Raw genomic sequence first — 23,685 nt, forward strand, 5'->3', positions numbered from 1 at the left:
CGGCCGGGGCTGGCGGATGGCGGGGGCTGCCGATCCGTCCTGCCCATCCTGTTTAGGATCATGCCCCCCGCCACGCATTCCGGGATCGACCAGCGCCCGTCATCTTCGGCGGACGACCGCCGGCGTCGACGAACGGCGCAAGAGAGGCGACCAGCGGCGACAGGACGGAAAATGCCAGCATGCCGTAGCGTCAAAATCGATCAGGAGGCGGGAGGTGTGTGCGAAGAATAAAAAACGCCCCCGGTGCAAGGGATGACCGGGGGCGTATCCTGCGCATGCTGTCGGGCACTTCAGGATCTGGTGCTATGGGCCACAAACCGGGGGCTGGTCCGGGGCGTATTCAGTAACGTCACAGTGCCATTGCCGACCTGTCGTCCTGATGAACGGATCATAATAATGGCGGCCTGAAAGGCGGAACATCTCTCGATCGCCGACACGCACCGTCGTTCAACGACATGTCCATCGACAAACAGCCGACGAGAAACGATCAATGTTGGGGGTATGGCGCGGGGACCAGCGGCACTGCAAGTGGATTAACCATGCAAGGTCCTGACCGTCCTTAGCCAAAATGGCGCGTTGTCCTTAACGCGCCGGATTTTTCGGGGTAGGAATCCCATGTCGTTCGGGTCAGGCGCGCGACTGGGTAAGAGGGCGCATAATGGGCAATTTTTTCAATGGCTTCCTGCAGGCACTGCCTCCACATGGCTATTGCCTTCTCTGGTGGCCGCAGCTCGTCTGGACCCATGTCATCTCCGACGCGCTGATCGCGCTCGCCTATTTTTCCATTCCCCTCGCCCTCATCCAGTTCGTGCGGCGGCGCAAGGATATGGAGTTTGGCGGCATATTCTGGCTGTTCGCGCTGTTCATCACCGCATGCGGCGCGACTCACGTCATGAGCATCTGGAACCTGTGGCATGGCGATTATGGCATAGAGGCGCTGATCAAGGTGGTGACGGCGATCGCGTCGATATTCACCGCGATTCTGCTGTGGCCGCTACTGCCCAAGCTGCTGGCGATGCCCTCCCCCGGCGAACTGACCCTGGCCAACAGGGAATTGGGCGCGCGCATCGCGGAGCGCGACGATGCACTGGCCGCGCTGAAGCATGAGGTGGCCGAACGGCGGAAGGCCGAAGCGGCTCTGCTGCAGGCGCAGAAGATCGAAGCCATCGGCCAGTTGACCGGCGGCATCGCGCACGACTTCAACAATCTGCTGCAGACCGTGTCGGGCAATATGGAGTTGATCCTGAACAATGTGCAGGACAATCCCCGCGTCTCCCGCTGGGCCGTCAACGCCGCCTCCGCCCTGGATCGCGGCAAGAAGCTGACCGCGCAATTGCTCGCCTTCTCCCGCACGCAGGCGCTGGAGCTGAAGCCGATCGCCCTGCGCCCGGCCATCACCGATACTATCGACATGCTGCACCGGACGCTGGGACCGCAGGTGACGCTGGAGCCGGACCTGGGCGCGGGATATTGGCACGTCATCGCCGACCCGACGCAGCTTGAGCTGTCCATCCTCAATCTGGCGATCAACGCCCGCGACGCCATGCCCGGCGGCGGCATATTGCGCATCATGACCAAGCCGGTGCTGATCATGGGCGATGATGGCGACCTGCCCCCCGGACAATATATCGACATCATCGTCAGCGACAGCGGCACGGGCATGCCCGCGGAAGTGCGCGACCGGGCCTTCGAGCCGTTCTTCACCACCAAGGATCAGGGGCGCGGAACCGGGCTGGGCCTGTCCATGGTGTTCGGCATAGCCCGCCAGTCGGGCGGCACGGTAATCCTGGATTCAGAGATTGGCCGGGGCACGACGGTCACGATCCGCCTGCGCCGGGCCGAAGTGGCAGACGCCATCGATGCACCGGGCAACGGCGGTCAGGAGTTTGAGGATCAGGTCGAGCGGCTGGACGGCATCCACGCCCTGCTGGTGGACGATGATGACGAGGTCAGGACGACTTTGCTGGATGTGTTGACGTCCTTAGGAGCGCAGGTGACGGAAGCCAGCAGCGGCGCGCAGGCCATAGACCTTCTGCAGACCGTCGAACCGGATGTGGCGATATTGGACTTCGCCATGCCCGGCATGACCGGGGCGGAAACGGCGGCGCGGATCAGCCTGATCCAGCCGGACCTGCCCATCGTGATCGCCAGCGGCTATGCCGATACGCAGGCGCTGCGGATCGCGCTGGGCGAACGGATAGCCATGCTGCACAAGCCATTCCGGCACCATGAGCTGACATCCGTGATCCGCGCAGTGTTGATGCCGGAGAGCCGGTAGGTCTCAGGTCCGGGATGACCGAACACGCAAGCTTGCCGCATTTTCCGTTCGGGCTGAGCCTGTCGAAGCCCTGCACTTTTAAGAAGGACAGGGCTTCGACAGGCTCAGCCCGAACGGGAGGGGGGCTAAACGCGGTCCGCTCTAGACGATCGTTACCGAGCGGGCAGCCACGTCGAACGGTGCGATGCCCTCGACCGTGAAGCGTATCGCCGCCCCGCTGCGGTTGACGCAGATTGCCGGTCCGTCCCGGTAACGCATGACCAGCGCGTTGCCGTCCGGGCGGTTCCAGTCGGCGTCCGTCATCTCGCCGCCGTCCGGGCGCAGCCATTGGACGTCATCGGGGGTCAGGAGGCGCGTCGCCATCAATGCAGGGGTGGCGGCGCGTTGGGCGGCGCATGCGAAGCTGTGCGCTTCGAGCGTCAGGTCGCGCCCCTTCCAGTCGAGCCAGGTGATCGCATTGTCCTGCGCATAGGCGTTGTTATTGCCCTGCTGCGTGCGGCCGAACTCGTCGCCCGCCGTCAGCATGATCGTGCCGCGTGAGGCGAAGAGGGTGGAAAGTAATGCCTTTATGTCGCGCTGGCGGGCGGCAATGATGTCCGGCTCGCCGGTCTCGCCTTCGATGCCATTGTTCCAGCTCAGATTTTCTCCGTGGCCGTCGCGGTTATTCTCGCCATTGGCTTCGTTGTGGCGGTGCTCATAGGCGGTGACGTCCGCCAGGCTGAAGCCGTCATGGGCGGCGAGGAAATTGACGGAGCGGGTGCGGTCGCCCTTGCCGAAGATGTCCGACGATCCGGCCAGGCGGGTCGCCAGCGCGCCAAGCCTGTGCGCATCGCCGCGCCAGAAGCTGCGCAAGTCGTCGCGGTAGCGGTCATTCCATTCGAGGAAGGTGTCGGCGAAATTGCCGAGCTGATAGCCGCCCGGGCCGATGTCCCAGGGTTCCGCGATCATGATGCGGTCGGCGAGGATCGGGTCGGCGGCCATTTCCAGCAGGAGCGGCGCCGCCGGATCGAAACCGCCGGGCAGGCGACCGAGCGCCGGGGCAAGATCGAAGCGGAAGCCGTCTATCCCGGCATGGCGGACGAAGTGCCGTAATGAGTCGAGGATCAGGCGGCGGGCGACCGGATTGTTGCAATCCACGCTGTTCCCGGTGCCGGTGTCGTTGATCAGCGCGCCATTGGCCTCGTGCCGGAAATAACGGCGCGCATCCAGGCCGCGCAGCGACAGGGTTGGGCCTAGCGCGTCGCTTTCGCCGTCATGGTTGAAAACCACATCCATGATGACGCCGATGCCAGCGTCGTGCAGCGCATCCACCGTCGCCCGCAGTTCGGCAAGGCCGCCGGGCGCGAGGCGGGGGTCGAGCGCGAAATAGCTGACCGGATTATAGCCCCAGGCGTTCGTCAGGCCGAGCGGACCCAGATGGCGTTCGTCGATCCAGGCGTTGATGGGCATCAGCTCGACGGCGCTGACATGCAGTTTCTTCAGATGATCGATGACCGCCGGATGGGCGAGCGCGGCGATCGTTCCGCGCTTCTTGGGCGGCACGGCCGGGTGCAGCTTGCTGAAGGCGCGGACCTGAAGCTCGTAGATCAGGCCGCCCGGCGTGAATTTGGGCGGGTGGTGCGGGCGGGCGGGCAGCGCGCGCTTGATGACACCCTTCGGCATGAGCGCGGCGGTGTCATGGCCATATTCCGCGAGGCGCGGATCATAGATGAACGGCCGGTCTATTGCGGTGGCGTAGGGATCGAGCAGCAGCTTGGCCGGGTCGAACCACAGGCCGTTGGAGGGGTCATAAGGTCCCTCGGCGCGCAGGCCATAGCTTGCCCCCGCGCCAATGCCGGCGACGAAGCGGGTGAACAGCCCCTGCCCGTTCCCCTCCATCGGCAGCCGCTCCTCCCGGTCGCCTTCGAACAGGCAGAGCGAGAGCGCATCGGCGGCGGACCAGACGGTGAAGCGGGTGCCGCCCTTTTCGAGCCTAGGTCCAAGGGGCGGCAGGTCGCCGGGGTTCATGCAACCAGCGACCGGTAGAGCGCGGCATAGCGGGCGGCGCTGCGGTCCCAAGAGAAATTGGCGCGCATGCCCGTCCGCTGCATGATCGTCCAAGCGGCGCGGTCGGCATGAAGCTCGATCGTGCGGGTGATGGCGCGACGAAGCTGATAGGGGTTGGGCGGGCCGAACTGGACGCCGGTCGCCGCGCCGGACGCGATCGCCGCCTCATTGGCGTCGATCACTGTGTCGGCCAGCCCCCCGACCCGCGCCACCACCGGCACGCAGCCATAGCGCAGGCCATAAAGCTGGGTCAGGCCGCAGGGCTCGAAGCGCGAGGGAATGAGGATAGCGTCGCCGCCCGCCTGCATCAGATGGGCGAGCGTCTCGTCATAGCTGATCTGGACGCCGACCCGCCCCCGGTGCCGGTCGGCAGCGGCGAGAAACGCGCCCTCCAGCGGGTGATCGCCCGACCCCAGCACGGCGAGCTTGCCGCCCATGCCGACCAGATGGTCGACAGCATCGGCCAGCATGTCCATGCCCTTCTGCCAGGTCAGCCGGCTGACGACGACGAACAGCGGCGCGCCGTCGCGCTTGAGGCCGAAACGCTTTTCCACGGCGCGGCGGTTCGCCTTGCGCGCGGCGAGAGAGCGGTGGGAGAAGGGGCGCACAAGGTCCGGGTCCGTCGCCGGGTCCCAGAGCGCAGCGTCTATGCCGTTCAAGATGCCGTGCAGCCTGTCCGCCCGGCCAGTGACGAGGCCATCGAGGCCCATGCCGTTTTCAGGCTGGCGGATTTCCTCGGCATAGGTCGGGCTGACGGTGGTGATCGCGTCGGCGGAGACGAGGCCCGCTTTCAGGAAACCCGTGCCGCCATAATATTCGACGCCATCGACGCCCCATGCCTCCGGCGGCAGGCCAAGCTGCGGGAAGATGTCCTGACCATAGCGCCCCTGAAAGGCGAGGTTGTGGATCGTCACAACCTTCGGGATGTTCGCCGCCATGCCGAAGCGCATATAGGCTGGGGTCATCGCCGCCTGCCAGTCATGGGCGTGGACCAGATCGGGCCGCCAGGTCTTGAGCGCCCCCGCCGCAATGTCAGCGCCGACGCAGGACAACGCCGCGAAGCGCCGCCAATTGTCGTTCCACTCATTGCCGCGCCAGTCGGCATAGGGGCCGCCCTCCCGCGAGAAGAAGGCGGGGCAGTCCAGCACATAGAGGTCAAGATCACCGACCTTGGCCGACAGGATCGTCGCAGATGCGCCGAACAGCGCATCATAGGCGTGGACTTTCTTCGGCTTCACCAGCCGCGAGAGGACGGATGGGTAACCGGGGACCAGCGTGCGGACCTGCATGCCGTGGGACGTAAGCGCCAGCGGCAGCGCGCCGACGACATCCCCAAGCCCGCCGGTCTTGATGAGCGGATAGATTTCAGACGCGACCGAGAGGATCTTCATGGGCGGATCAGAGGGCCAGGCGGTCGATCATCGGCTGGGTTACGAGGCAGACGCCCCCTTCCGATACGCGAAAACGCTGCGCGTCGAGCAACGGGTCCTCGCCAATGACAAGATCGGGCGGGATATTGACGCCCGCGTCCAGCACGCAGCGATGCACGCGCGCGCCGCGCCCAATCTCACAGCCCGGCATGATCACGCTTTCCGTCACGGACGAGAAGCTGTGGGTGCGCACGTTGGAGAAGAGAAGGCTGCGGTGCAGGGACGAGCCGGACACAATGCATCCGCCCGCGATCAGCGAGGAGGTGGCGGAGCCACGGCGGCCATCCTCATTATGCACGAACTTCGCGGGCGAGGTGACCTGCTGATAGGACCAGAGCGGCCAGCTATTGTCATAGATGTCCAGCGGCGGGATGACATCGGTGAGGTCGATATTCGCCTGCCAATAGGCGTCGATCGTGCCGACATCGCGCCAATAGGCTTCTCGCTCGCTTTCGGCGCGCACGCAACTGCTGGTGAAGCGGTGGGCGACCGCCTTGCCGTTCTTGACCAGATAGGGGACGATATCGCCGCCGAAATCGCGATTGCTGCCGATCAGCGCGGCGTCGCGCCTCAATTCGCGCGCCAGCAATTTGGTGTTGAACACATAGATGCCCATCGACGCCAGCGCCATATCGGGCTGGCCCGGAATGCCGGGCGGATCGGCGGGCTTTTCGACGAAGGCGGTGATGGTGTCATTGGCATCGACATGCATGACGCCGAAGCCGGTCGCCTCCATGCGGGGCACCTCCAGGCAGCCCACCGTCACGTCCGCGCCGCTATCCACATGCTGCTGGAGCATGAGTTCATAGTCCATCTTGTAGATATGGTCCCCGGCCAGGATCACCATATATTCCGGCGCATAGGATTCGATGATGTCGAGATTCTGGTAAACCGCGTCCGCCGTCCCCTCATACCACTGGTTTTCGGAGATGCGCTGGCTGGCGGGCAGGATGTCGAAGCTCTCATTGCGTTCGGAGCGGAAGAAGTTCCAGCCGCGCTGCAAATGCCGGATCAGCGAGTGCGCCTTATATTGCGTCGCGACCCCGATGCGGCGGATGCCGCTGTTGAGCGCGTTGGACAAAGCGAAATCGATGATCCGCGCCTTGCCGCCGAAATGGACGGCGGGCTTTGCGCGGCGATCCGTCAGGTCGCTGAGGCGGCTGCCCCGCCCCCCGGCGAGGACATAGGCCATGGCGTCGCGGGCCAGAGGTTGATGTCGCCTGTGTGTATTACTCATGTTTCTCCAGCCCCCGGCCCTGCACGGCCGCCTGCGCTAAACGTCCGGTGTTAACATTATGGTTCCGAGCGGCGGAATGGTGAGCGTCGCCCATCCATCCGGCCCGGCGATGACCCGCCCCGCATTGCCGACGCCGCTGCCGCCATAGTCGGATGCGTCGCTGTTCATGATCTCCCGCCATACGCCCTCCATCGGCAGGCGCAGACCATAGCCGTGGCGTGTGACAGGTGTGAAATGGCTGATGACGACCACTGGCGGCGCATCGGGCACCTTGCGGACCCAGGCGAATACGGAATCGGCGGCGGCGTCGGCCAGCAGCCATTCGAACCCGTCGCCCTCACAATCGCGGGCGTGGAGCGCGGGCATGCTGCGGTAAAGGCGGTTGAGGTCGCGCACGACCGACTGCACGCCGCTGTGCGGGCCGTGGTCGAGCAGGTGCCAGTCCAGCGCCCGTTCCTCGCTCCATTCGGCGCGCTGGGCGAACTCCTGCCCCATGAACAGCAGCTTCTTGCCCGGATAGCCCCACATCATCGCATAATAGGCGCGCAGGGTGGCGAATTTCTGCCAGTCGTCGCCGGACATTTTGTGCAGCAGCGACGCCTTGCCGTGGACCACCTCGTCATGACTCAAGGGCAGGATGAAATTCTCGCTGAAGGCGTAGAGCAGGCCGAAGGTGATGTCATTGTGGTGATGCTGGCGGTGGATCGGCTCCCGCTTCAGATATTCCAGCGTGTCGTGCATGAAGCCCATATTCCACTTGAACCCGAAGCCGAGGCCGCCCTCATGTGCGGGCAGGGAGACGCCGGGCCAGCTCGTCGATTCCTCGGCCATGGTCATCGTGCCGGGGTGGCTTCCGTAAAAAGCCTTGTTCATGGACTGGAGGAAGGCGACCGCCTCCAGATTCTCGCGGCCGCCATGTTCGTTGGGCAGCCACTCCCCTTCCTTGCGGGAATAATCGAGGTAGAGCATCGAGGCGACGGCATCGACGCGCAGCGCATCGACATGATAACGCTCCGCCCAGAACAGCGCATTGTTGACGAGGAAGGACGAGACCTCCCGCCGTCCGAAATTGTAGATTGCCGTGTTCCAGTCCGGGTGGAAGCCCTTGCGCGGGTCGGCATGTTCGTAAAGCGCCGTGCCGTCAAACTGGGCGAGGCCATGATCATCGACCGGGAAATGCGCGGGCACCCAGTCGAGGATGATGCCGATGCCGGCCCGGTGCGCGCCCTCCACGAAACGGGCGAAACCCTCCGGCTCGCCAAAGCGGGCGGTGGGGGCGTAAAGGCCGGTCGTCTGGTAACCCCATGACGGATCATAGGGATATTCGCTGATCGGCATGAATTCGATATGGGTGAATCCCATCTCCACCACATAGGGGATCAGCCGCTCGGCCAGCGCATCCCAGTGCAGGAAATTGCCATCCGGGTCGCGCTGCCACGACCCGGCATGAACCTCATAGATGGAGATGGGCTGGCGGCGCGGATCGGCCTTCGCCCAATGGTCGCGATGGGCCTGATCGGTCCATGCGTGCGAAGGCACGGGCGCGACTACCGAGGCGGTCGCCGGGCGCAGTTCCGACCGGAAGGCGAAGGGATCGGCCTTCAGCGGCAGGGTGACGCCGTCCGGCCCGATAATCTCATATTTATAGGCCGCGCCAGCCCCGACCTGCGGCACGAAGATTTCCCAGATGCCAGTGTCGCGGCGGCAGCGCATGACATGGCGGCGGCCGTCCCAGCGGTTGAAGTCGCCGACTACCGACACCCGTTTTGCATTGGGCGCCCAAACGGCGAAATGCGTTCCCTCCGCGCCCTCATGCTCCATGACATGCGCGCCCATCTTGTCGAACAGGCGAACATGCGATCCTTCGGCGATATAATAATCGTCCATCGGACCCAGCACCGGGCCGAAGCTGTACGGATCAATGAACCAATAATCGCCGCCGCCGGGATAGACGGCATGATAGCGCAAGGGCTGGCGCTTGCGGATCGACAGCTTGCCCGCGAACAGGCCGCCGGGGTGAAGCCGTTCCAGCTCCGCCGCCTTTTTCCCCGCCAGCGTATAGGCAGTGACCGCCTCCGCCTCCGGCAGCATGACGCGCGCGACCAGCCCCTTGCCGTCCGGGTGCACACCCAGCAGCGCGAACGGATCATCGTCGAAACCCTGGACCAGCCTTTCGATCCGGTCCGGACTCAGCACCCTCTGCTCATATGCGCCTTATCGACAGCAATCGTCACACCGGAACCTTCCAGATGTCGGTCGCATATTCGCGAATGGTGCGATCCGACGAGAACCAGCCCATGCGGGCCACATTATAGATTGCCTTCGACGCCCAGGCGTCATGATCGTTCCAGATCGTGTCCACCGAGCGCTGGGCCGAGGCATAGCTGTCAAAGTCCGCAGCGACCATGAACCAGTCATGGTCATAGATACCGTCGATCAGGCCGCGATAGCGATCCGGGTCGCCGGGCGAGAATACGCCGGAGCGGATCGCGGTCAGCGCCTGGGACAGTTCAGCGGACGCCTCGATCACCTTGCGCGGTTCATAGCCCTGCGCACGGCGCTGGTTCACCTCGTCCGCGGTGAGGCCGAAGATCACGATATTCTCCGCGCCGACATGATCGCGCATTTCGACATTCGCGCCGTCGAGCGTGCCGATGGTGAGCGCGCCGTTGACCGCGAACTTCATATTGCCGGTGCCCGACGCCTCCATGCCCGCCGTCGAAATCTGTTCCGACAGGTTGGCGGCGGGGATCATGATCTCCGCCATCGAGACATTGTAGTTGGGCACGAACTGGAGCTTCAGCAGGCCCTGCACGGCGGGGTCGTGGTTGACCACGCGGGCCACATCGTTGGCCAGTTTGATGATGAGTTTGGCGTTGTGGTAACTGGGCGCAGCCTTGCCGCCGAACAGCTTCACGCGCGGCACCCAGTCGCGTTCGGGATGCGAGCGGATCTGGTCGTAGAGCGACACCGCCTCGATGATGTTGAGGAGCTGGCGCTTATATTCGTGGATGCGCTTGATCTGGATATCGAACAGAGCGAGCGGATCGATGCGGGCGTTCATCCGCTGACGCAGCAGGTTGGAAAGCGCCTCCTTGTTCGCGCGCTTGATGGCGGTGAACTTGTCCTGAAACGCGCTGTCATGGGCGAAGGCGTCCAGCTCCCGCAGCGCTTCGGGATCGTCCATGAACTTGTCGCCAATGGCTTCGCGGATCAGGCCGAACAGCCCCGGATTGCACTGCATCAGCCAGCGGCGATAGGTGACGCCGTTGGTCTTGTTATTGATCCGGTCGGGATAGAGCCGGTGGAAATCGGCGAACACCGTTTGTTTCATCAGGTCGGTGTGGAGCGCCGACACGCCGTTGACGCTGTGCGATCCGGCGAAAGCCAGGTTGCCCATGCGCACGCGCCGCTCGCCGCCCTCGTCGATGATCGAGATAGTGCCGATGGCCTGATCGTCGAAACCGCCCTTGCGCCGCGCCTCCGCCAGCAGGCGGCTGTTGATCGCATAGACGATCTGCATGTGCCGGGGCAGAAGCCGCTCGAACAGGGGCACCGGCCAGCTTTCCAACGCTTCGGGAAGGAGCGTGTGGTTGGTATAGCTGAACGTGCGGCGGGTGATGCTCCACGCCTCGTCGAAATCGAGGCCATGATCGTCGAGCAGCAGCCGCATCAATTCCGTCACTGCAACGGCGGGGTGGGTGTCGTTGAGCTGGATCGCCGCCTTGTCCGGCAGGGTGCGGACATCATCGAAATACTGGATGTGGCGGCGAACGATGTCCTGCAGCGAGGCGGAGGAGAAGAAGAATTCCTGCCGCAGCCGAAGCTCCTGCCCGGCGGGCGAACTGTCGGCGGGATAGAGAACGCGGGTCAGCGCCTCGGCCCGGTTGCTTTCGCGCAGCGCGCCGAGATGGTCGCCGGCGTTGAAGGCGTCGAGCAGGATCGGGTCGATCGGCTGCGCAGTCCACAGGCGCAGCGTGTTGACGCGCTTGCCGCGCCATCCGGCAATCGGCATGTCATAGGGGGTGGCGATGACGCGCTCCGACGCCTTCCACACCATCTGGTTGGGGCTGGCGTCGGCATCGGCCGCGGGATCGACGAGGCCGCCGAAGCCGACCTCATAGCTCGCCTCGCGCCGCTCAAACTCCCAGGGATTGCCGTGCGCCAGCCAGGTTTCGGGCAGCTCCACCTGCCAGCCGTCCGAAATCTCCTGCCGGAACATGCCGTTCACATAACGGATGCCGTAGCCATAGGCGGGGACGTCCACCGTCGCCATCGATTCCATGAAGCAGGCGGCGAGACGGCCAAGGCCGCCATTACCAAGCGCCGCATCCGGCTCCAGCTCCGCAATCACATCGATATCGACGCCGAGCGACGAGAGCGCCTGCGTCATCTCATCCAGCAATTCCATGTTGGACACGGCGTCGCGCATCAGGCGGCCGATCAGAAATTCCAGGCTGAGATAATAGACTCGGCGGCCTTCTTCCTCATAGGTCTTGTGGGTCGATGCGATCCAGGCGTCGATCACGCGGTCGCGGATCGAGAGGATAACCGCGTGCAGCCAGTCGTGCGGTTTGGCGGCCTTCGCATCCTTGCCGATGCGATAGGTGAGGCGCTCGACGATTTCATTGGCAAGGATGCCGGGATCGGACTGACGGGGCGCCGGTTTCGGCAACGGGGTCTGGCTGGTGACGTTCATGGGTAGAGCGATCCCCTTTCGCGCTTGGTTAACGGCAGGATGACACCGGCAGCGGCCGCTGCCAAGGGACATTTTGCGCTGCAGCAATATGACCCTGGACGTTAAAGATATGTTTCGCTGAGCGCCGAATAGATGAGCGCCTTCAACTCCCGGCGGATGGAGAAGGCGAAGGAGGGCATGACCTGCGTCATGAATATGCAGATCAGGTGTTCCACAGGGTCGATGAAGAAGGACGTGGAGAACAGCCCGTCCCAGTAAAACTCCCCCGGCGTGCCGGGCAATCCCGCCTTTGCCGGGTCCATGGTGACGGCGAATCCCAGGCCGAAGCCGATGCCCGCATTCTGAGGCTCGCCAAATACGGAATGCGGAAATTGCGACAGATCGCCGCCGCCGGGCAGATGGTTGGCCGTCATCAGCGCAACGGTTTCGGGCGAAAGCAGACGCACGCCGTCCAGCGCGCCGCCGCAAAGCAGCATCCTGCAGAAACGATGATAGTCTGCCGCGCTGGACAGCAGGCCCGCGCCGCCGGAGTAGAAACGATCCGGCATCCGCCAGCGGGATTTTCCTCCGCGATCGAAAAGGACGGGCGGCTTCCCCGGCTCGACGGACCAGGCGTCGGTGAGCCGGTCCGTGCGGTCATCGGGCAGTTGGAAGAAGCTGTCCGCCATGCCCAGCGGCCCGAATATCCGGTCCGCAAAAAACGCCTCAAGGCTGATGCCGGAAAGCCGCTCGACAACGACGCCCAGGACATCGGTCGCCATCGAATAATTCCACGACGCGCCGGGCGAGAATAGCAAGGGCGGCTCCGCCATCACCGCCATGAACTGGTCCGATGTCCATTGCGGCCGGAAGCTGTCGAGGCCGAGCGTCCGGTAAGCCTGATCCACCGGGTTCTGTTGTTGAAGGCCATAGGTCAGGCCCGATGTATGGCGCAGCAGATCGCGCAGCAGCATCGGCGCGGCGGCGGGCGTCGTCACGAACGGCTCGCCTCCGCCGCCGCCCGCATAGACGCCAGTGTCTCTCAGTTCCGGGATCAGGTCCTGCACCGGCTGGTCCAGCGTGGTCATCCCCTGCTCCACCAGCATCATGAAGGCGACGGACGTCACCGGCTTGGTCATGGAGGCGAGGCGGAACAGCGCGTCGCCGGCAAGCGGCGTCCCATCCTCCCGCGCCGCGCCGATCGATTCCGACAGCACCGGCCGGCCATGGCGCGACACCAGAATCTGCGCGTGCGGAAACAGGCCCGGATCGACGTAGCGGTCGCGCAGGAAAGGCGTGATCTGCGCCAGCCTTGCGGGGTCGAAGCCCATTTCCTTGGCAAGCATTATGTCCACGCCGGTCATCGGCAAAGCGTTTAGGCGCACGGCCATGCATTGCCAAGCATGCCTCCCGCCCGCTATGGGGCATGTCCTGCAGCTTTCTGACGAATGACCTCGCACTATGGCATCGGGCCTCGAAGCCGTCTTTCTTGAAAACCGGACCGCCCTGCTCCGCTTTCTCCGCGCGCGCGGCGCGGGCGACCGGGCGGAGGATGTGTTGCAGGACATGTGGGTAAAGCTTAGCGCCAGGGATGTCGGGCCGGTCGCCGATCCGCTGCCCTATCTTTACCGCGCCGCCAATAATCTGATGCTCGACCAGTACCGGTCGTCGACCCGGCGGGAAAAGCGGGAACAGGACTGGGTGGATGGCGGCACCGGCCAGATCGTCGAGCAGTCCATGGATGCGCCCGCCGATGAACAGATGATCTCCGCACAGCGGCTGGGCGAAGCGGAAGCCGTCCTCCGCGATCTTGGCCCGCGTGTGGAAACCGTGTTCCGCCGGTTTCGGCTGGATGGCGTCGGGCAGAAGCAGATCGCGATCGACCTGGGCGTCAGCCTGACCACGGTGGAGAAGGACCTGCAGAAAGCCTATCGCGCGCTGATCGCCCTCAAGCAGAGGTTCGACGCGGAATGAGCGCGCCCGGCACCCATCCACGGACAAATGACGGATATGTCCGTTGCGCGGCGTCTGCCTTTGTGGGGACGCAATTTTCATGACCGGGCACAACGCCATGATAGACGAGCAGGCGCTCGACTGGGTTATCCGAACCCGCGATTCGGACTTTGCCGATTGGGGCGGATTCACCGCATGGCTGGAGGCTGCGCCGGAGCATGCCGCCGCCTATGACAGGCTGGCGAGCGCCGATGCGGACCTGCCCGAAATCCTGCCGCCGGAGCGCAGCCTGCCCGTACCGGCCAATGATCCCGGCGCGCCGCTGTGGAAGCGCTGGCGCTGGGCCGGGGCGGGCGTCATCGCCGCGGCGCTGGTGGGCATCGTCTCGCTCGGCACGCTGGAGCGCGCCGATCCCTATTCGGTCAGCACCGGCGCGGGCGAACGCCGCGAGATTGCGCTGCAGGACGGCACGAAGATCGCGCTGAACGGCAATTCCACCCTGCGCCTCGACCATGCCAATCCCCGTTTCGCCGCGCTGGACAAGGGCGAGGCGATCTTCACCGTCACCCATGACGAGAAGGACCCGTTCCGCGTCACTGTGGGCGGCGTCGTGCTGGAAGATGCGGGCACGATATTCAACGTCACCCGCGACGGCGGCGTGATGCGTGTCGGCGTCGCCGAAGGGGCAGTGATCTACAACCCCGAAAATGAGGCCATCGCCCTGCCCGCTGGCGCATCCCTGCGCATGACGGAGGGCCGGAAAGCGGTTGTCGTCGGCCAGATCGCGCTCGAAGCCGTCACCGGCTGGCAGGCGGGCCGCCTGACGTACAGCAATGTGTCGTTGACGGAGGTTGCGGGCGATCTCAGCCGCAATCTGGGCGTTGCGGTGCGCGTGGATACAAAGGCGGCCGCATCGCGTTTCACCGGCACCATCCTGCTGGATCGCGATCCGGCGCAGTTGCTTAAAGGCACCGCGCCGCTATTGGGAGTCGAGGCCATGCGCCAGGATGGCGGCTGGCTGTTGAAGGGAACCGATGCCACGCGGGATTGAGCGCCTCTGCATCGCCGCTGCTCTCGTCGCAGCGACACCCGCCGGGGCCGCCGAACGGCAGAATATCGACATCGCGCCGGGCAGGCTGGGCGACGCGATCATCGCGCTTGGCAAGGAAACAGGCAGCAGCATCGGCACATCGGACCCGTGGCTCGCCGACCTTTCCGTGCGCGGGGTCAAGGGCCGCCTGTCGGTCGGTCAGGCCCTGTCCCGCCTGCTTTCAGGCACGGGCGCGAAGGCGGAACGCATCGACGACGCGAATTGGCGCATCGTCCGCGCACCCCGCCCGCGCGCCATCGCCAGAGCGCCCGCCGCGCAGAATGCCCCCGCTTTGCCCGCCCAGGAAGGACCGGGCGAGGACATCATCGTCACCGCCTCCAAACGCGAGGTGCCCATCGGCCGGTTCGCCGGGACGGTCGAGATCGTCGACACCGGGGCGTTCGGCGGGACCGATGCGGCGGGCGGCACCAGCGCGCTGATCGCCCGGGTCGCCAGCCTCAGCTCCACCTATGCGGGCGCGGGCCGCAACAAGCTGTTCATCCGCGCCATCGCCGATTCCGGGTTCGCCGGGCCGACCCAGGCGACGACCGGGCAATATCTGGGCGACATGCGCCTGAACTATGCCGCGCCCGACCCGGACCTGCGCCTCTATGACATGGCGGCGGTCGAGGTCCTGGAAGGGCCGCAGGGCACGCTCTACGGCGCGGGTTCGCTGGGCGGGATCATCCGCCTGGTCCCCAATGCGCCCAACCTCAGCGACTTCGGGGGACAGGTGAGCGCGGGCGTTTCCGCCACCCAGCATGGCGCGCCCGGCGGCGACACCAGCGCGACCCTGAACCTGCCCATCGTTTCCGGCAAGCTGGGCCTGCGCATCGTCGGCTATGCCAGCACCGAAGGCGGCTATATCGACGACATCCTGCGCAACAAGAATGACGTCAACCGCACCAACGTAGAGGGCGGCCGCGCGGCGTTGCGTTTCGCGCCGGACGACAATTGGACGATCGACATCAGCGGTCTTTACCAGCGGATACAGGGCGACGACGCGCAATATGCGAGCCGGAGCATCGGCAGGCTGAAACGGGAAACGCCGTTCGGGCAAAATTATGCATCCGGCTATTCGCTGGCCAATGCGCGGATCGAACGGCGCTGGGACGACATCAGCTTCGTGTCGACCACCGGGGTCGTCAGGCACCGCCTGTCCGAACGCTATGACGCGACGCAGGACGGACGGCCGCCGGAGCTTTATTTCCAGCGCAACCGCACGGAGCTTTTCTCCACGGAGAACCGCCTCTCGCGCGATCTTCATGACGGGCTGGGCTGGCTGATCGGCGTCAGCTATCTGAACAACCGCTCCTCGATCACCCGTACGCTGGGGCCACCGGGCCTGCCGACGCCATCAACGGGCGTGCGCAACCGCCTGTCGGAATGGACGGGCTTTGCCGAAGCATCGGTGCAGCCGCTCAACGCGCTGATCGTGACATTTGGCGGGCGGGTGACGCGCAGCCGGCTGAGCGGATCGGCGACCGACCTGGGACTGGCCCCGGAACCCGTCATTTCCTTCACCGATGTCGCAATGGCGGAGGCGCAGGCGAACCGGCGCGAAACCATCTTCCTGCCATCGGCCTCCATACTCACCAACGCGATCGCGGGCGTGACGCTGTTCGTGCGTTACCAGCAGGGGTTCCGGCCCGGCGGCCTCGCCGTGGACGACTATCATGTCACCCGCTTCCGCAACGACCGGGTGGGCACATTGGAGGCGGGCATGCGGCACGGCGCGCCCGGTTATGACCCGATCGCCCTGGCCGCCAGCGTCGCCTATACCGACTGGAACAATATTCAGGCGGACCTGACCGATCGGCGCGGGTTGCCCACGACCACCAACATCGGCGACGGGCGGATCTTCACGCTGGAGGGGCGCGTGGTTCTGACCCCGGCGGCGGGGTTCAGCATCGACGCCAGCATGATCTATAATGGCAGCCTTTTGAGCCAGCCTGCATCCTATCTGCGGACACTGAATTATGAGGGGCGGTCGCTGTCGCTGCCCAACGTCGCCAATCTGGGCGGGCGGCTGAGCGCCAGTTACAATACTATGCTCTCCAACGGCGATGCGGTCCGCCTGCTCGCATCTGCCCGCTATGTCGGCAAGTCCCGCCTGGGCGTCGGCCCTATCTTCGGCAGGGAGCAGGGCGATTATGTCGACACGTCGCTGTCGGGCAACTGGACGCGCGGGCCAGTGCGCTTCTCCATCGACGTGACCAACCTGCTCGACCTGTCCGGCAACCGCTTTGCGCTAGGTACGCCGTTCGATCTGGAGAGCGACGAATATACGCCGATGCGGCCGCGCACTGTGCGGGCCGGCGTGGAATTCCGGTTCTGAGGGATATTTTTCGGGCCGGGATACGGTTCGGAATCCGGTGCGCCGTCTAAGGAAGGAACGGCGGGTCCACGACCCCCAGACCCTCCCCCGGGCCTGCCGATTCAGCCACGGGCGGGACACATATTTCAGTCCCTGAATCCCCGTCCCGCTCGTGGCTCCCCACCTTGCCTTATCCGCCGAGCGCTTCGTCCAGCATCCTTGCGAGGCGCAGGCCGCCCCGCTGCACCTGCAGCCGCACGACCGGCACCAGCGCCGCGATCTGCGCCTCGCTCAGCTTGCCGCGCGCATCCTTGGGCGCTGCGCAGGGATCGCCGCCCCGCGCCGTGGCATAGGCCATGTCGCGGCTGATCTCCCAATTTTCGCGGCTCCAGTCATCGGTCGCGCCGCCCCCCATCGCCGCGCGTTCCTCCGCCGAATAGACGCGGATCAACGACGGCGGCGCGGAGATCGCCCGTTCCGATAGGTAGCCGTCCCAGATGGTGTGCAGGTTCAGCCGGTCATTGGCGACGATGCCATAATCCGCCTTCTGCCGGTTGCCGCCCAGATCGCCATCGTCGGCGGCGTGCAGCGGCTGATGAATATCGCCGACAAAGTGCACGAGGAATGCGAGGGCCATCACCCGCTCCCGCACCGGCAGGGTCCGATCCTTGAGCAAGCGGGCGTTGCGGTCGATCTGCGCCGAGACGCAGTTGCCATCCGGGCAGGCGGCCTTCACGTCGAAGGGCTTGCAGATGCCGACATTCTGATAGTGCCAGCTATAGGCGTAGCTGAACCGGTCCTTCAGCGCCTTGATGCAGTCGGCCCAGACGCTGGCCTGTTCGATGGTCCTGGCGGGGCATGACGGCGTATCCAGCTCGCCAGAATGGCGCAGCAGCGCGGCGATGGCGCGCCGGGTCTGCGGCTTTACATTATCGGCGGCGATAGTCGCGATGGTCTCATGCCCATATTCCCACCAGGCGAGGGCGGGCGTGGGCAAAAAGGCGATAAGGAAAGCGAGGGTGGCGACGATGCGCAAACGCATCATTCGTCCCCGTAGATCGCGACGCGCCGTTCCCCGGAGCCGCTGGCCTTCCCGCGGTACATGGCGGGCGTATTGAATATCCAGGCGCTTTCGCCGGACGGGCCGGTGATGATGACACCGCCGACGCCGCCCATCGCCTTGATCTCCGCAAACACCGCCTGCCCCGCCTGCTCCAGCGTCTCGCCCAGCATGCGGACGCGCGCGCAGATTTCATGCGCCGCGCCCGCCCGGATGAAGAACTCGCCCGCACCAGTGGACGACACCGCGCAGGACCGGTCGTCGGCATAGGTGCCCGCGCCGATGATCGGGGAATCGCCGATGCGCCCCCAACGCTTGCCGGTCAGCCCGCCGGTCGAGGTGGCGGCGGCGACATGGCCGTGCACGTCCAGCGCCACCGCGCCGACCGTGCCATATTTCATGTCGATATCGAACGCGCCGGACTTGCGCGCCTTCATTTCCTCCAACTGGCGACGGCGTTCGGGGATGGCGAACCATTCGGGATCGACCTGCCCCAATTGCTGCTCGACGGAAAAGCCGTCTGCGCCTTCGCGGCTGAGCAACACATGGGGGCTTTTCTCCATCACCGCCCGCGCCAGACTGACCGGGTTGCGGGTGCGCGTTACGCCGGTCACAGCGCCCGCATCGCGCGTTGCGCCGTCCATAACGGCGGCGTCCAGTTCGATCGCGCCCTCGAAGGTGAATACCGATCCGCGCCCGGCGTTGAAGGCCGGATCATCCTCCAGCACGCGCACCGCCGCCTCAACCGCATCGAGCGCGCTGCCGCCCGCGGCCAAAATGGCTTCGCCCGCGTCGAGAGCGTTCGACAGCCCGGCGCGGGCGGCCGCATCATCCTGCGCGCTCAGGTTGGTGCGGCTCATGGAGCCTGCTCCGCCGTGAATCACAAGCGTCCAGTTTGGGGTGGTCATCGATGGGAACTCCGGCGAAGCATGACGCGAGCGGCTCCCCAATCCGACTCCGGCATCCCATTAAGGGGATAGCGTCCCCCTCGCAACCGGAGCCGTGACTCGCTATAGGGGCGGCAATACCCCAGGAGTACGCTTTCCATGTCCGAACATAATCCCGGCCTTCGCCCCTGGCGCGACATCGCCCGCCGGGAATGCCGCCAGATCATGGTCGGCAATGTCCCCGTGGGCGGCGGCGCGCCCGTCACCGTGCAGACGATGACCAACACGCTGACATCCGACCCGAAAGCGACCATCGACCAGATCCGCCGGTGCGAGGACGCAGGCGTCGACATCATCCGCGTCTCCTGCCCTGACGAGGAGTCGACGGCGGCGCTGAAGCAGATCGTCCGCGCGGCGCGCGTGCCGATCGTCGCGGACATCCATTTCCACTATAAGCGCGCGCTGGAAGCGGCCGATGCTGGCGCGGCGTGCCTGCGCATCAACCCCGGCAACATCGGCAGCGAGGCCCGCGTCAAGGAAGTGGTGGATGCGGCCAAGGCAAACGGCTGCGCGATCCGCATAGGCGTCAATGCCGGGTCTCTGGAACGCGACCTTCTGGAGAAATATGGCGAGCCTTGCCCGGAGGCGCTGGTCGAAAGCGCGCTCGACCATATCAAGCTGCTGCAGGACCAGGATTTCCACGAATATAAGGTGGCGGTGAAGGCCAGCGACGTGTTCCTCGCGGTTGCCGCCTATATGCAGTTGGCTGAGGCGGTCGACTGCCCATTGCACCTCGGCATTACAGAGGCAGGCGGCCTGATCGGCGGCACGGTGAAAAGCGCCATCGGCATCGGCAATCTGTTGTGGGCCGGAATCGGCGACACCATCCGCGTGTCCCTCTCCGCAGAGCCGGAGGAAGAAGTGCGGGTCGGCTATGAAATCCTCAAATCGCTCGGCATCCGCACGCGCGGCGTGAAGGTCATTTCCTGCCCGTCCTGCGCGCGGCAGGGTTTCGACGTGATCCGCACCGTACAGGCGCTGGAGGAACGGCTCCAGCATATCAACACGCCGCTGTCCCTCTCCGTGCTCGGTTGCGTGGTCAACGGTCCCGGCGAAGCGCGGGAGACCGACATCGGCCTGACCGGCGGCGGCAATGGCAAGCATATGGTCTATCTGTCCGGGGTCACCGACCATACGGTGCAGGACGCCGGGCTGGTCGACCATATCGTGAAACTGGTCGAGGCGAAGGCAGCGGAAATCGAGGCGGCCACCACCGATGCGGGACAGGCCGAGGCGGCGGAGTGAAGGCCAAGACCACAGCTCTGACCGGAGAGAAGGCGCTGCGGAAAAGGGCGGTTGGCGCGGAGGCCGTTGGCGCTTCGGCCGTCGGGGCGTCCGCTCTGGGTTCGGGCGCGATAGGCGCGATCGCTATTGGCGCATTCGCGCTTGGCGCCATCGCGATAGGGGCGCTGGCCATCGGCCGCCTACGGATCGGGAAAGCGCGGATAGACCGGCTGGAGATTGGCGAGCTGGTGATCGGCAAGACGTCCCACAACCCCACAGAATAAGACGTTTCCCGCCTTTGGGTATCATGCTATGATTTGATACCTGTGGAGGCCATCATGACCTATAGCGCGAAAGTGATAGCTGGCGGAAAAATCGTCATTCCCGCCGAACTGCGCCGGGAACTGGGTTTTCAGACGGGCGACATGCTGGTGATCGAGCGCGAGGGCAACGGCCTGATGATCAAAACTTATGATCAGGTCGTTCGGGAAGTGCAGGCGGAATTTAAAAGCCTTATCAAACACCCCTTCACGGTCGACGAGTTTCTGGCCGAAAAACGGTTGGAAGCGGAGAAAGAGTGACCTGCATACTCGACACCTCTGCATTATTGGCGGTGATATTGGACGAGCCGGGGATAGAGCGGGTCAGACCCCATCTGGGCTCTGCGCAAATTTCCGTGGTCAATCTGTGCGAGGTATATACGAGATTGTTCGAGGCGGGCGTCCCGCGCGACGCCGCGGAGCGCGAAATCGCACGCTTTGAATTGCGCGTCCGCAGTTTCCGGGAAACGCACGCGATCGAGACGGCAATGCTGAGATCCCAGACACGTCATCTGGGGCTGTCCATGGGCGACAGAGCCTGCCTCTCGCTGGCAAAAATCAACGGTCTCCCCATTCTCACCGCCGATCGCGCATGGGCGCAACTCGACATCGGCGTCGACATCCGATTGATCCGCTAGGCGCGCCATGCCCGCTCCTCCAGTGAAGCCTGTGGCGCTCCCTGTCGCCTTTGCCGTCTGTTGCGGCGGCGTGGCGCTGTTTTCCGTCATGGATGCGGCGATGAAGGGGCTGAGCCTGGCCATCGGCGTATACAACGCCCTGCTATGGCGCGCCGTTGCCGGAACGCTGATGGGCGTGATCGGCATGGCGGCGCTGCGCAATCCCTGGCCATCCGCGTCGACGCTGCGCATCCACATGATACGCGGGGCCGTGGTGGCGGTCATGGCCTTCCTGTTCTTCTTCGGCCTGACCCATCTGCCGATGGCGGAGGCCATCGGGCTGTCCTTTCTGGCGCCGATCATCGCGCTCTACCTCGCCGCCTTGCTGTTGAAGGAAACCATCGGGCGCAGCGCCATCATCGCATCGATCCTGGGCCTTGCCGGCGTCGCGGTCATCCTGTCGGGCCGGTTGCGCGGCGATTATGACCCAAAGGCGCTGCTGGGTGCGGCGGCGGTGCTGCTGTCCGCCACGCTTTTCGCCTGGAACCTGATATTGCAGAAGCAGCAGGCGGCGGTCGCGTCCCCCGTGGAGGTCGCCTTTTTCCAGCATCTGGTGATGCTTGGCGTGTTCGCGGGCGGCGCGCCGTTCCTGGCCGTGGCGCCGGACATGGGGCATGCGCCGCTGATCTTCCTTGCCGCAGCGCTGGCCTTCACGTCGCTGATGGCGCTGTCCTGGGCCTATGCGCGGGCGGAGGCGCAATATCTGATCCCGGTGGAATATACCGCCTTCATCTGGGCCGCGATCATGGGCTGGCTGACGTTCGGCGAGCGGCTGACGCTCAGCACGCTGGCGGGCACGGCGCTGATCGTGGCCGGATGCCTTATCGCCGCGCGCCGCCAGCCGGAAATCGCCGCGCATGTCGAGACAGGCGCGGTCTGATCCGCTATCGGACATCCCATGACGATACATATCCGCGAGGCGGCCGCCGCCGACATCCACCTGATCCACGGCTTCATCCTGGCGCTGGCCGAATATGAACGCCTTGCGCATGAAGTCCGCGCGGACATCAAAGTGCTGGAGCGGCATTTGTTCGGTCCGCGCCCGATGGCCGAAGTGCTGATCGCCGAACATGACGGAGAGGCGGTCGGCTTCGCTCTGTTCTTCCACAATTTCTCGACCTTTGAGGGCAAGCCCGGCATCTATCTGGAGGATCTGTTCGTGAACCCGGAGGCGCGCGGGCTGGGCGCGGGCAAGGCGTTGCTGGTCCGGCTGGCGCAGCTTGCGGTGGAGCGCGAATGCGCGCGGCTGGAATGGTGGGTGCTCGACTGGAACGAACCGTCGATCACCTTCTACAAGTCGCTGGGCGCAAAGCCGATGGATGAGTGGACGGTGATGCGGGTGGACGGCGACGCGCTGACGGGCCTTGCCGGGACAGCATGATGAGCATCGCCGCATGAGCATTGATGAGGGCCTGATCGACTGGATCAGCGAGGCGCTGGAGCCGATGGGGACCGTCACCATGCGCCGGATGATGGGCGGGGCGACGCTCTACCTGAACGGCACCATCTTCGCGATCATGGATTCGGGGACATTCGGCGGCGCGCTCTGGATGAAGGCCGACAAGGAAAGCGAGGCGATCTGGGAAGCCGCCGGGTGCCGCGCATTCACCTATGAGCGCAAGGACGGGAAGATGTCCTCCATGCCATACCGCCTGGCGCCCGACGAGGTGTATGACGATGCGGACGAAATGCGCCGCTGGGCCGCGCTGGCGGTGGAGGCGGGTTTGCGGGCACCGGTGAAGGCTGCGGGGAAGGCGAAGGTGAAGAAGGGGTGATGTCAGAGCTTTAATTACTCCGTTCGGGCTGAGCTTGTCGAAGCCCTGTCCTTCCTTCTTAAGAAAGACAGCCCTTCGACAAGCTCAGGGCGAACGGGTTCTAATGCCTTGTGATCCTCTAAACCGCCGAAAGCGCGGCATCCCGCAGGCCACGCCATACCCGGACCGCCTGCACCGTTTCGGGCACGTCATGCACGCGGAGCATCTGCGCGCCCAGTTCCGCCCCGCGAAAGGCGAGCGCGATCGATCCGCCAAGGCGCGCGTCCGGCCCTGCCTCATTCGACAGCGCGCCGATCATCCGCTTGCGGCTGGCGCCCAGCAGCAGCGGCACGCCCAGCCCCTGATAAAGCGCGAGATTGTTGATGATCGCCAGATTGTCCTGCACCGACTTGCCAAAGCCGAGCCCCGGATCGACGATGATCCTGTCCCGCCCGATGCCGGCCGCGAGGCAGGCGGCGATCCGGGCCTCCAGCCAGTCGAACACCTCCGTCACGACATCGGCATAGCCGTCCCGCTTTTCATGCGGATCGTCGCCCGTGGACGGCGCATGCATCAGCACGACCGGGCATCCGGCCCGCGCCACCACATCCAGGCTGCGCGGGTCATGCAGCAGCGCGCTGACATCATTGACGACCGACGCCCCGGCCGCCAGC

Annotated in this window: 20 protein-coding genes; 11 read left to right on the forward strand and 9 right to left on the reverse strand. The window is 65.0% G+C overall.

The annotated features are described in order from the left end of the window. The first annotated feature begins 658 nt into the window (after positions 1–658). On the forward strand, positions 659–2,278 hold the full coding sequence (locus BHQ40_RS06065; protein ID WP_070153900.1) for a response regulator: 1,620 nt from the start codon (positions 659–661) through the stop codon (positions 2,276–2,278). Between the two features lie 141 nt (positions 2,279–2,419). Here the strand turns inward: BHQ40_RS06065 and glgX are convergent, their stop codons facing one another. The 6 genes from glgX to BHQ40_RS06095 form a co-directional block, all read right to left on the reverse strand. Next, on the reverse strand, positions 2,420–4,285 hold the full coding sequence (gene glgX / locus BHQ40_RS06070) for a glycogen debranching protein GlgX (protein ID WP_070153902.1): 1,866 nt from the start codon (positions 4,283–4,285) through the stop codon (positions 2,420–2,422). Next, positions 4,282–5,715 (reverse strand): glycogen synthase GlgA, encoded by a 1,434-nt coding sequence (gene glgA / locus BHQ40_RS06075; RefSeq protein WP_070153905.1) that lies wholly within the window; start codon positions 5,713–5,715, stop codon positions 4,282–4,284. Before glgA ends, glgX begins: the two co-directional genes overlap by 4 nt. A gap of 7 nt (positions 5,716–5,722) precedes the next feature. Further along, on the reverse strand, positions 5,723–6,991 hold the full coding sequence (gene glgC, locus BHQ40_RS06080) for a glucose-1-phosphate adenylyltransferase (protein ID WP_070153907.1): 1,269 nt from the start codon (positions 6,989–6,991) through the stop codon (positions 5,723–5,725). A 36-nt stretch (positions 6,992–7,027) separates the two neighbouring features. Next, complete coding sequence (gene glgB, locus BHQ40_RS06085; RefSeq protein WP_070153910.1) at positions 7,028–9,187, reverse strand: 1,4-alpha-glucan branching protein GlgB; 2,160 nt, start codon at positions 9,185–9,187, stop codon at positions 7,028–7,030. A gap of 34 nt (positions 9,188–9,221) precedes the next feature. Further along, a complete protein-coding gene (locus tag BHQ40_RS06090) occupies positions 9,222–11,690 on the reverse strand; it encodes a glycogen/starch/alpha-glucan phosphorylase (RefSeq protein ID WP_070153914.1) in 2,469 nt (822 codons plus the stop codon). Between the two features lie 101 nt (positions 11,691–11,791). Beyond that, positions 11,792–13,060 carry a serine hydrolase domain-containing protein gene (locus tag BHQ40_RS06095; RefSeq protein WP_070153916.1) on the reverse strand — a complete coding sequence of 423 codons (1,269 nt, stop codon included), beginning with the start codon at positions 13,058–13,060 and terminating at the stop codon, positions 11,792–11,794. A 70-nt stretch (positions 13,061–13,130) separates the two neighbouring features. Between BHQ40_RS06095 and BHQ40_RS06100 the strand changes: the two genes are divergently transcribed. The 3 genes from BHQ40_RS06100 to BHQ40_RS06110 all read left to right on the forward strand — a co-directional run bounded on the left by BHQ40_RS06100 (position 13,131) and on the right by BHQ40_RS06110 (position 17,050). Beyond that, entirely contained in the window at positions 13,131–13,643 is a 513-nt protein-coding gene (locus BHQ40_RS06100; RefSeq protein ID WP_070153918.1) for an RNA polymerase sigma factor, read from the forward strand. Between the two features lie 79 nt (positions 13,644–13,722). Next, entirely contained in the window at positions 13,723–14,673 is a 951-nt protein-coding gene (locus BHQ40_RS06105; RefSeq protein ID WP_354320876.1) for a FecR family protein, read from the forward strand. Beyond that, on the forward strand, positions 14,657–17,050 hold the full coding sequence (locus BHQ40_RS06110) for a TonB-dependent receptor (RefSeq protein WP_070153922.1): 2,394 nt from the start codon (positions 14,657–14,659) through the stop codon (positions 17,048–17,050). Before BHQ40_RS06105 ends, BHQ40_RS06110 begins: the two co-directional genes overlap by 17 nt. Before the next feature lie 169 nt (positions 17,051–17,219). On the opposite strand, the gene BHQ40_RS06115 is transcribed toward BHQ40_RS06110, so the two are convergent. After that, positions 17,220–18,071: a S1/P1 nuclease gene (locus BHQ40_RS06115; protein ID WP_070154058.1), complete on the reverse strand. Its 852-nt coding sequence runs from the start codon at positions 18,069–18,071 to the stop codon at positions 17,220–17,222. Next, a complete protein-coding gene (locus tag BHQ40_RS06120) occupies positions 18,071–18,997 on the reverse strand; it encodes an isoaspartyl peptidase/L-asparaginase family protein (protein WP_070153925.1) in 927 nt (308 codons plus the stop codon). Before BHQ40_RS06120 ends, BHQ40_RS06115 begins: the two co-directional genes overlap by 1 nt. A 138-nt stretch (positions 18,998–19,135) precedes the next feature. Here BHQ40_RS06120 and ispG point away from each other — a divergent pair, with 138 nt between their 5' ends. Genes ispG through BHQ40_RS06155 form a run of 7 tightly spaced genes read left to right on the forward strand, consistent with a single transcriptional unit; the run spans position 19,136 to position 23,032 of the window. Beyond that, complete coding sequence (gene ispG, locus BHQ40_RS06125) at positions 19,136–20,281, forward strand: flavodoxin-dependent (E)-4-hydroxy-3-methylbut-2-enyl-diphosphate synthase (protein ID WP_070154012.1); 1,146 nt, start codon at positions 19,136–19,138, stop codon at positions 20,279–20,281. After that, entirely contained in the window at positions 20,278–20,544 is a 267-nt protein-coding gene (locus tag BHQ40_RS06130; RefSeq protein WP_253183277.1) for a hypothetical protein, read from the forward strand. Before ispG ends, BHQ40_RS06130 begins: the two co-directional genes overlap by 4 nt. A 54-nt stretch (positions 20,545–20,598) precedes the next feature. Then, the gene (locus BHQ40_RS06135; protein WP_070154014.1) at positions 20,599–20,841 is read left to right on the forward strand and encodes an AbrB/MazE/SpoVT family DNA-binding domain-containing protein; all 243 of its coding nucleotides are present in this window, start codon (positions 20,599–20,601) and stop codon (positions 20,839–20,841) included. Then, positions 20,838–21,218 carry a type II toxin-antitoxin system VapC family toxin gene (locus BHQ40_RS06140; RefSeq protein WP_070154016.1) on the forward strand — a complete coding sequence of 127 codons (381 nt, stop codon included), beginning with the start codon at positions 20,838–20,840 and terminating at the stop codon, positions 21,216–21,218. Before BHQ40_RS06135 ends, BHQ40_RS06140 begins: the two co-directional genes overlap by 4 nt. A 7-nt stretch (positions 21,219–21,225) precedes the next feature. Continuing rightward, complete coding sequence (locus BHQ40_RS06145) at positions 21,226–22,137, forward strand: DMT family transporter (RefSeq protein WP_070154018.1); 912 nt, start codon at positions 21,226–21,228, stop codon at positions 22,135–22,137. A gap of 18 nt (positions 22,138–22,155) precedes the next feature. After that, positions 22,156–22,638, forward strand: coding sequence for a GNAT family N-acetyltransferase (locus BHQ40_RS06150; protein ID WP_070154019.1), 483 nt, complete (start codon positions 22,156–22,158; stop codon positions 22,636–22,638). A 13-nt stretch (positions 22,639–22,651) separates the two neighbouring features. Beyond that, the gene (locus BHQ40_RS06155) at positions 22,652–23,032 is read left to right on the forward strand and encodes a TfoX/Sxy family protein (RefSeq protein ID WP_070154021.1); all 381 of its coding nucleotides are present in this window, start codon (positions 22,652–22,654) and stop codon (positions 23,030–23,032) included. Between the two features lie 118 nt (positions 23,033–23,150). On the opposite strand, the gene BHQ40_RS06160 is transcribed toward BHQ40_RS06155, so the two are convergent. Next, a partial coding sequence (locus BHQ40_RS06160) for a dihydropteroate synthase (RefSeq protein ID WP_171905779.1) occupies positions 23,151–23,685 on the reverse strand: 535 nt, incomplete at its 5' end.

Source organism: Sphingobium phenoxybenzoativorans, from assembly GCF_001757355.1.
Classification (GTDB): Bacteria; Pseudomonadota; Alphaproteobacteria; order Sphingomonadales; family Sphingomonadaceae; genus Sphingobium; species Sphingobium phenoxybenzoativorans.

Bases quoted from the DNA above. Each gene is read 5' to 3' on its own strand.
- BHQ40_RS06120 (WP_070153925.1), bottom strand. From the start codon at position 18,997: ATGACCACCCCAAACTGGACGCTTGTGATTCACGGCGGAGCAGGCTCC.
- BHQ40_RS06065 (WP_070153900.1), top strand. From the start codon at position 659: ATGGGCAATTTTTTCAATGGCTTCCTGCAGGCACTGCCTCCACATGGC.
- BHQ40_RS06110 (WP_070153922.1), top strand. From the start codon at position 14,657: ATGCCACGCGGGATTGAGCGCCTCTGCATCGCCGCTGCTCTCGTCGCA.
- BHQ40_RS06115 (WP_070154058.1), bottom strand. From the start codon at position 18,071: ATGCGTTTGCGCATCGTCGCCACCCTCGCTTTCCTTATCGCCTTTTTG.
- BHQ40_RS06090 (WP_070153914.1), bottom strand. From the start codon at position 11,690: ATGAACGTCACCAGCCAGACCCCGTTGCCGAAACCGGCGCCCCGTCAG.
- BHQ40_RS06105 (WP_354320876.1), top strand. From the start codon at position 13,723: ATGACCGGGCACAACGCCATGATAGACGAGCAGGCGCTCGACTGGGTT.
- glgC (WP_070153907.1), bottom strand. From the start codon at position 6,991: ATGAGTAATACACACAGGCGACATCAACCTCTGGCCCGCGACGCCATG.
- BHQ40_RS06150 (WP_070154019.1), top strand. From the start codon at position 22,156: ATGACGATACATATCCGCGAGGCGGCCGCCGCCGACATCCACCTGATC.
- BHQ40_RS06095 (WP_070153916.1), bottom strand. From the start codon at position 13,060: ATGGCCGTGCGCCTAAACGCTTTGCCGATGACCGGCGTGGACATAATG.
- glgA (WP_070153905.1), bottom strand. From the start codon at position 5,715: ATGAAGATCCTCTCGGTCGCGTCTGAAATCTATCCGCTCATCAAGACC.
- BHQ40_RS06155 (WP_070154021.1), top strand. From the start codon at position 22,652: ATGAGCATTGATGAGGGCCTGATCGACTGGATCAGCGAGGCGCTGGAG.
- BHQ40_RS06145 (WP_070154018.1), top strand. From the start codon at position 21,226: ATGCCCGCTCCTCCAGTGAAGCCTGTGGCGCTCCCTGTCGCCTTTGCC.
- ispG (WP_070154012.1), top strand. From the start codon at position 19,136: ATGTCCGAACATAATCCCGGCCTTCGCCCCTGGCGCGACATCGCCCGC.
- BHQ40_RS06100 (WP_070153918.1), top strand. From the start codon at position 13,131: ATGGCATCGGGCCTCGAAGCCGTCTTTCTTGAAAACCGGACCGCCCTG.
- glgX (WP_070153902.1), bottom strand. From the start codon at position 4,285: ATGAACCCCGGCGACCTGCCGCCCCTTGGACCTAGGCTCGAAAAGGGC.
- BHQ40_RS06135 (WP_070154014.1), top strand. From the start codon at position 20,599: ATGACCTATAGCGCGAAAGTGATAGCTGGCGGAAAAATCGTCATTCCC.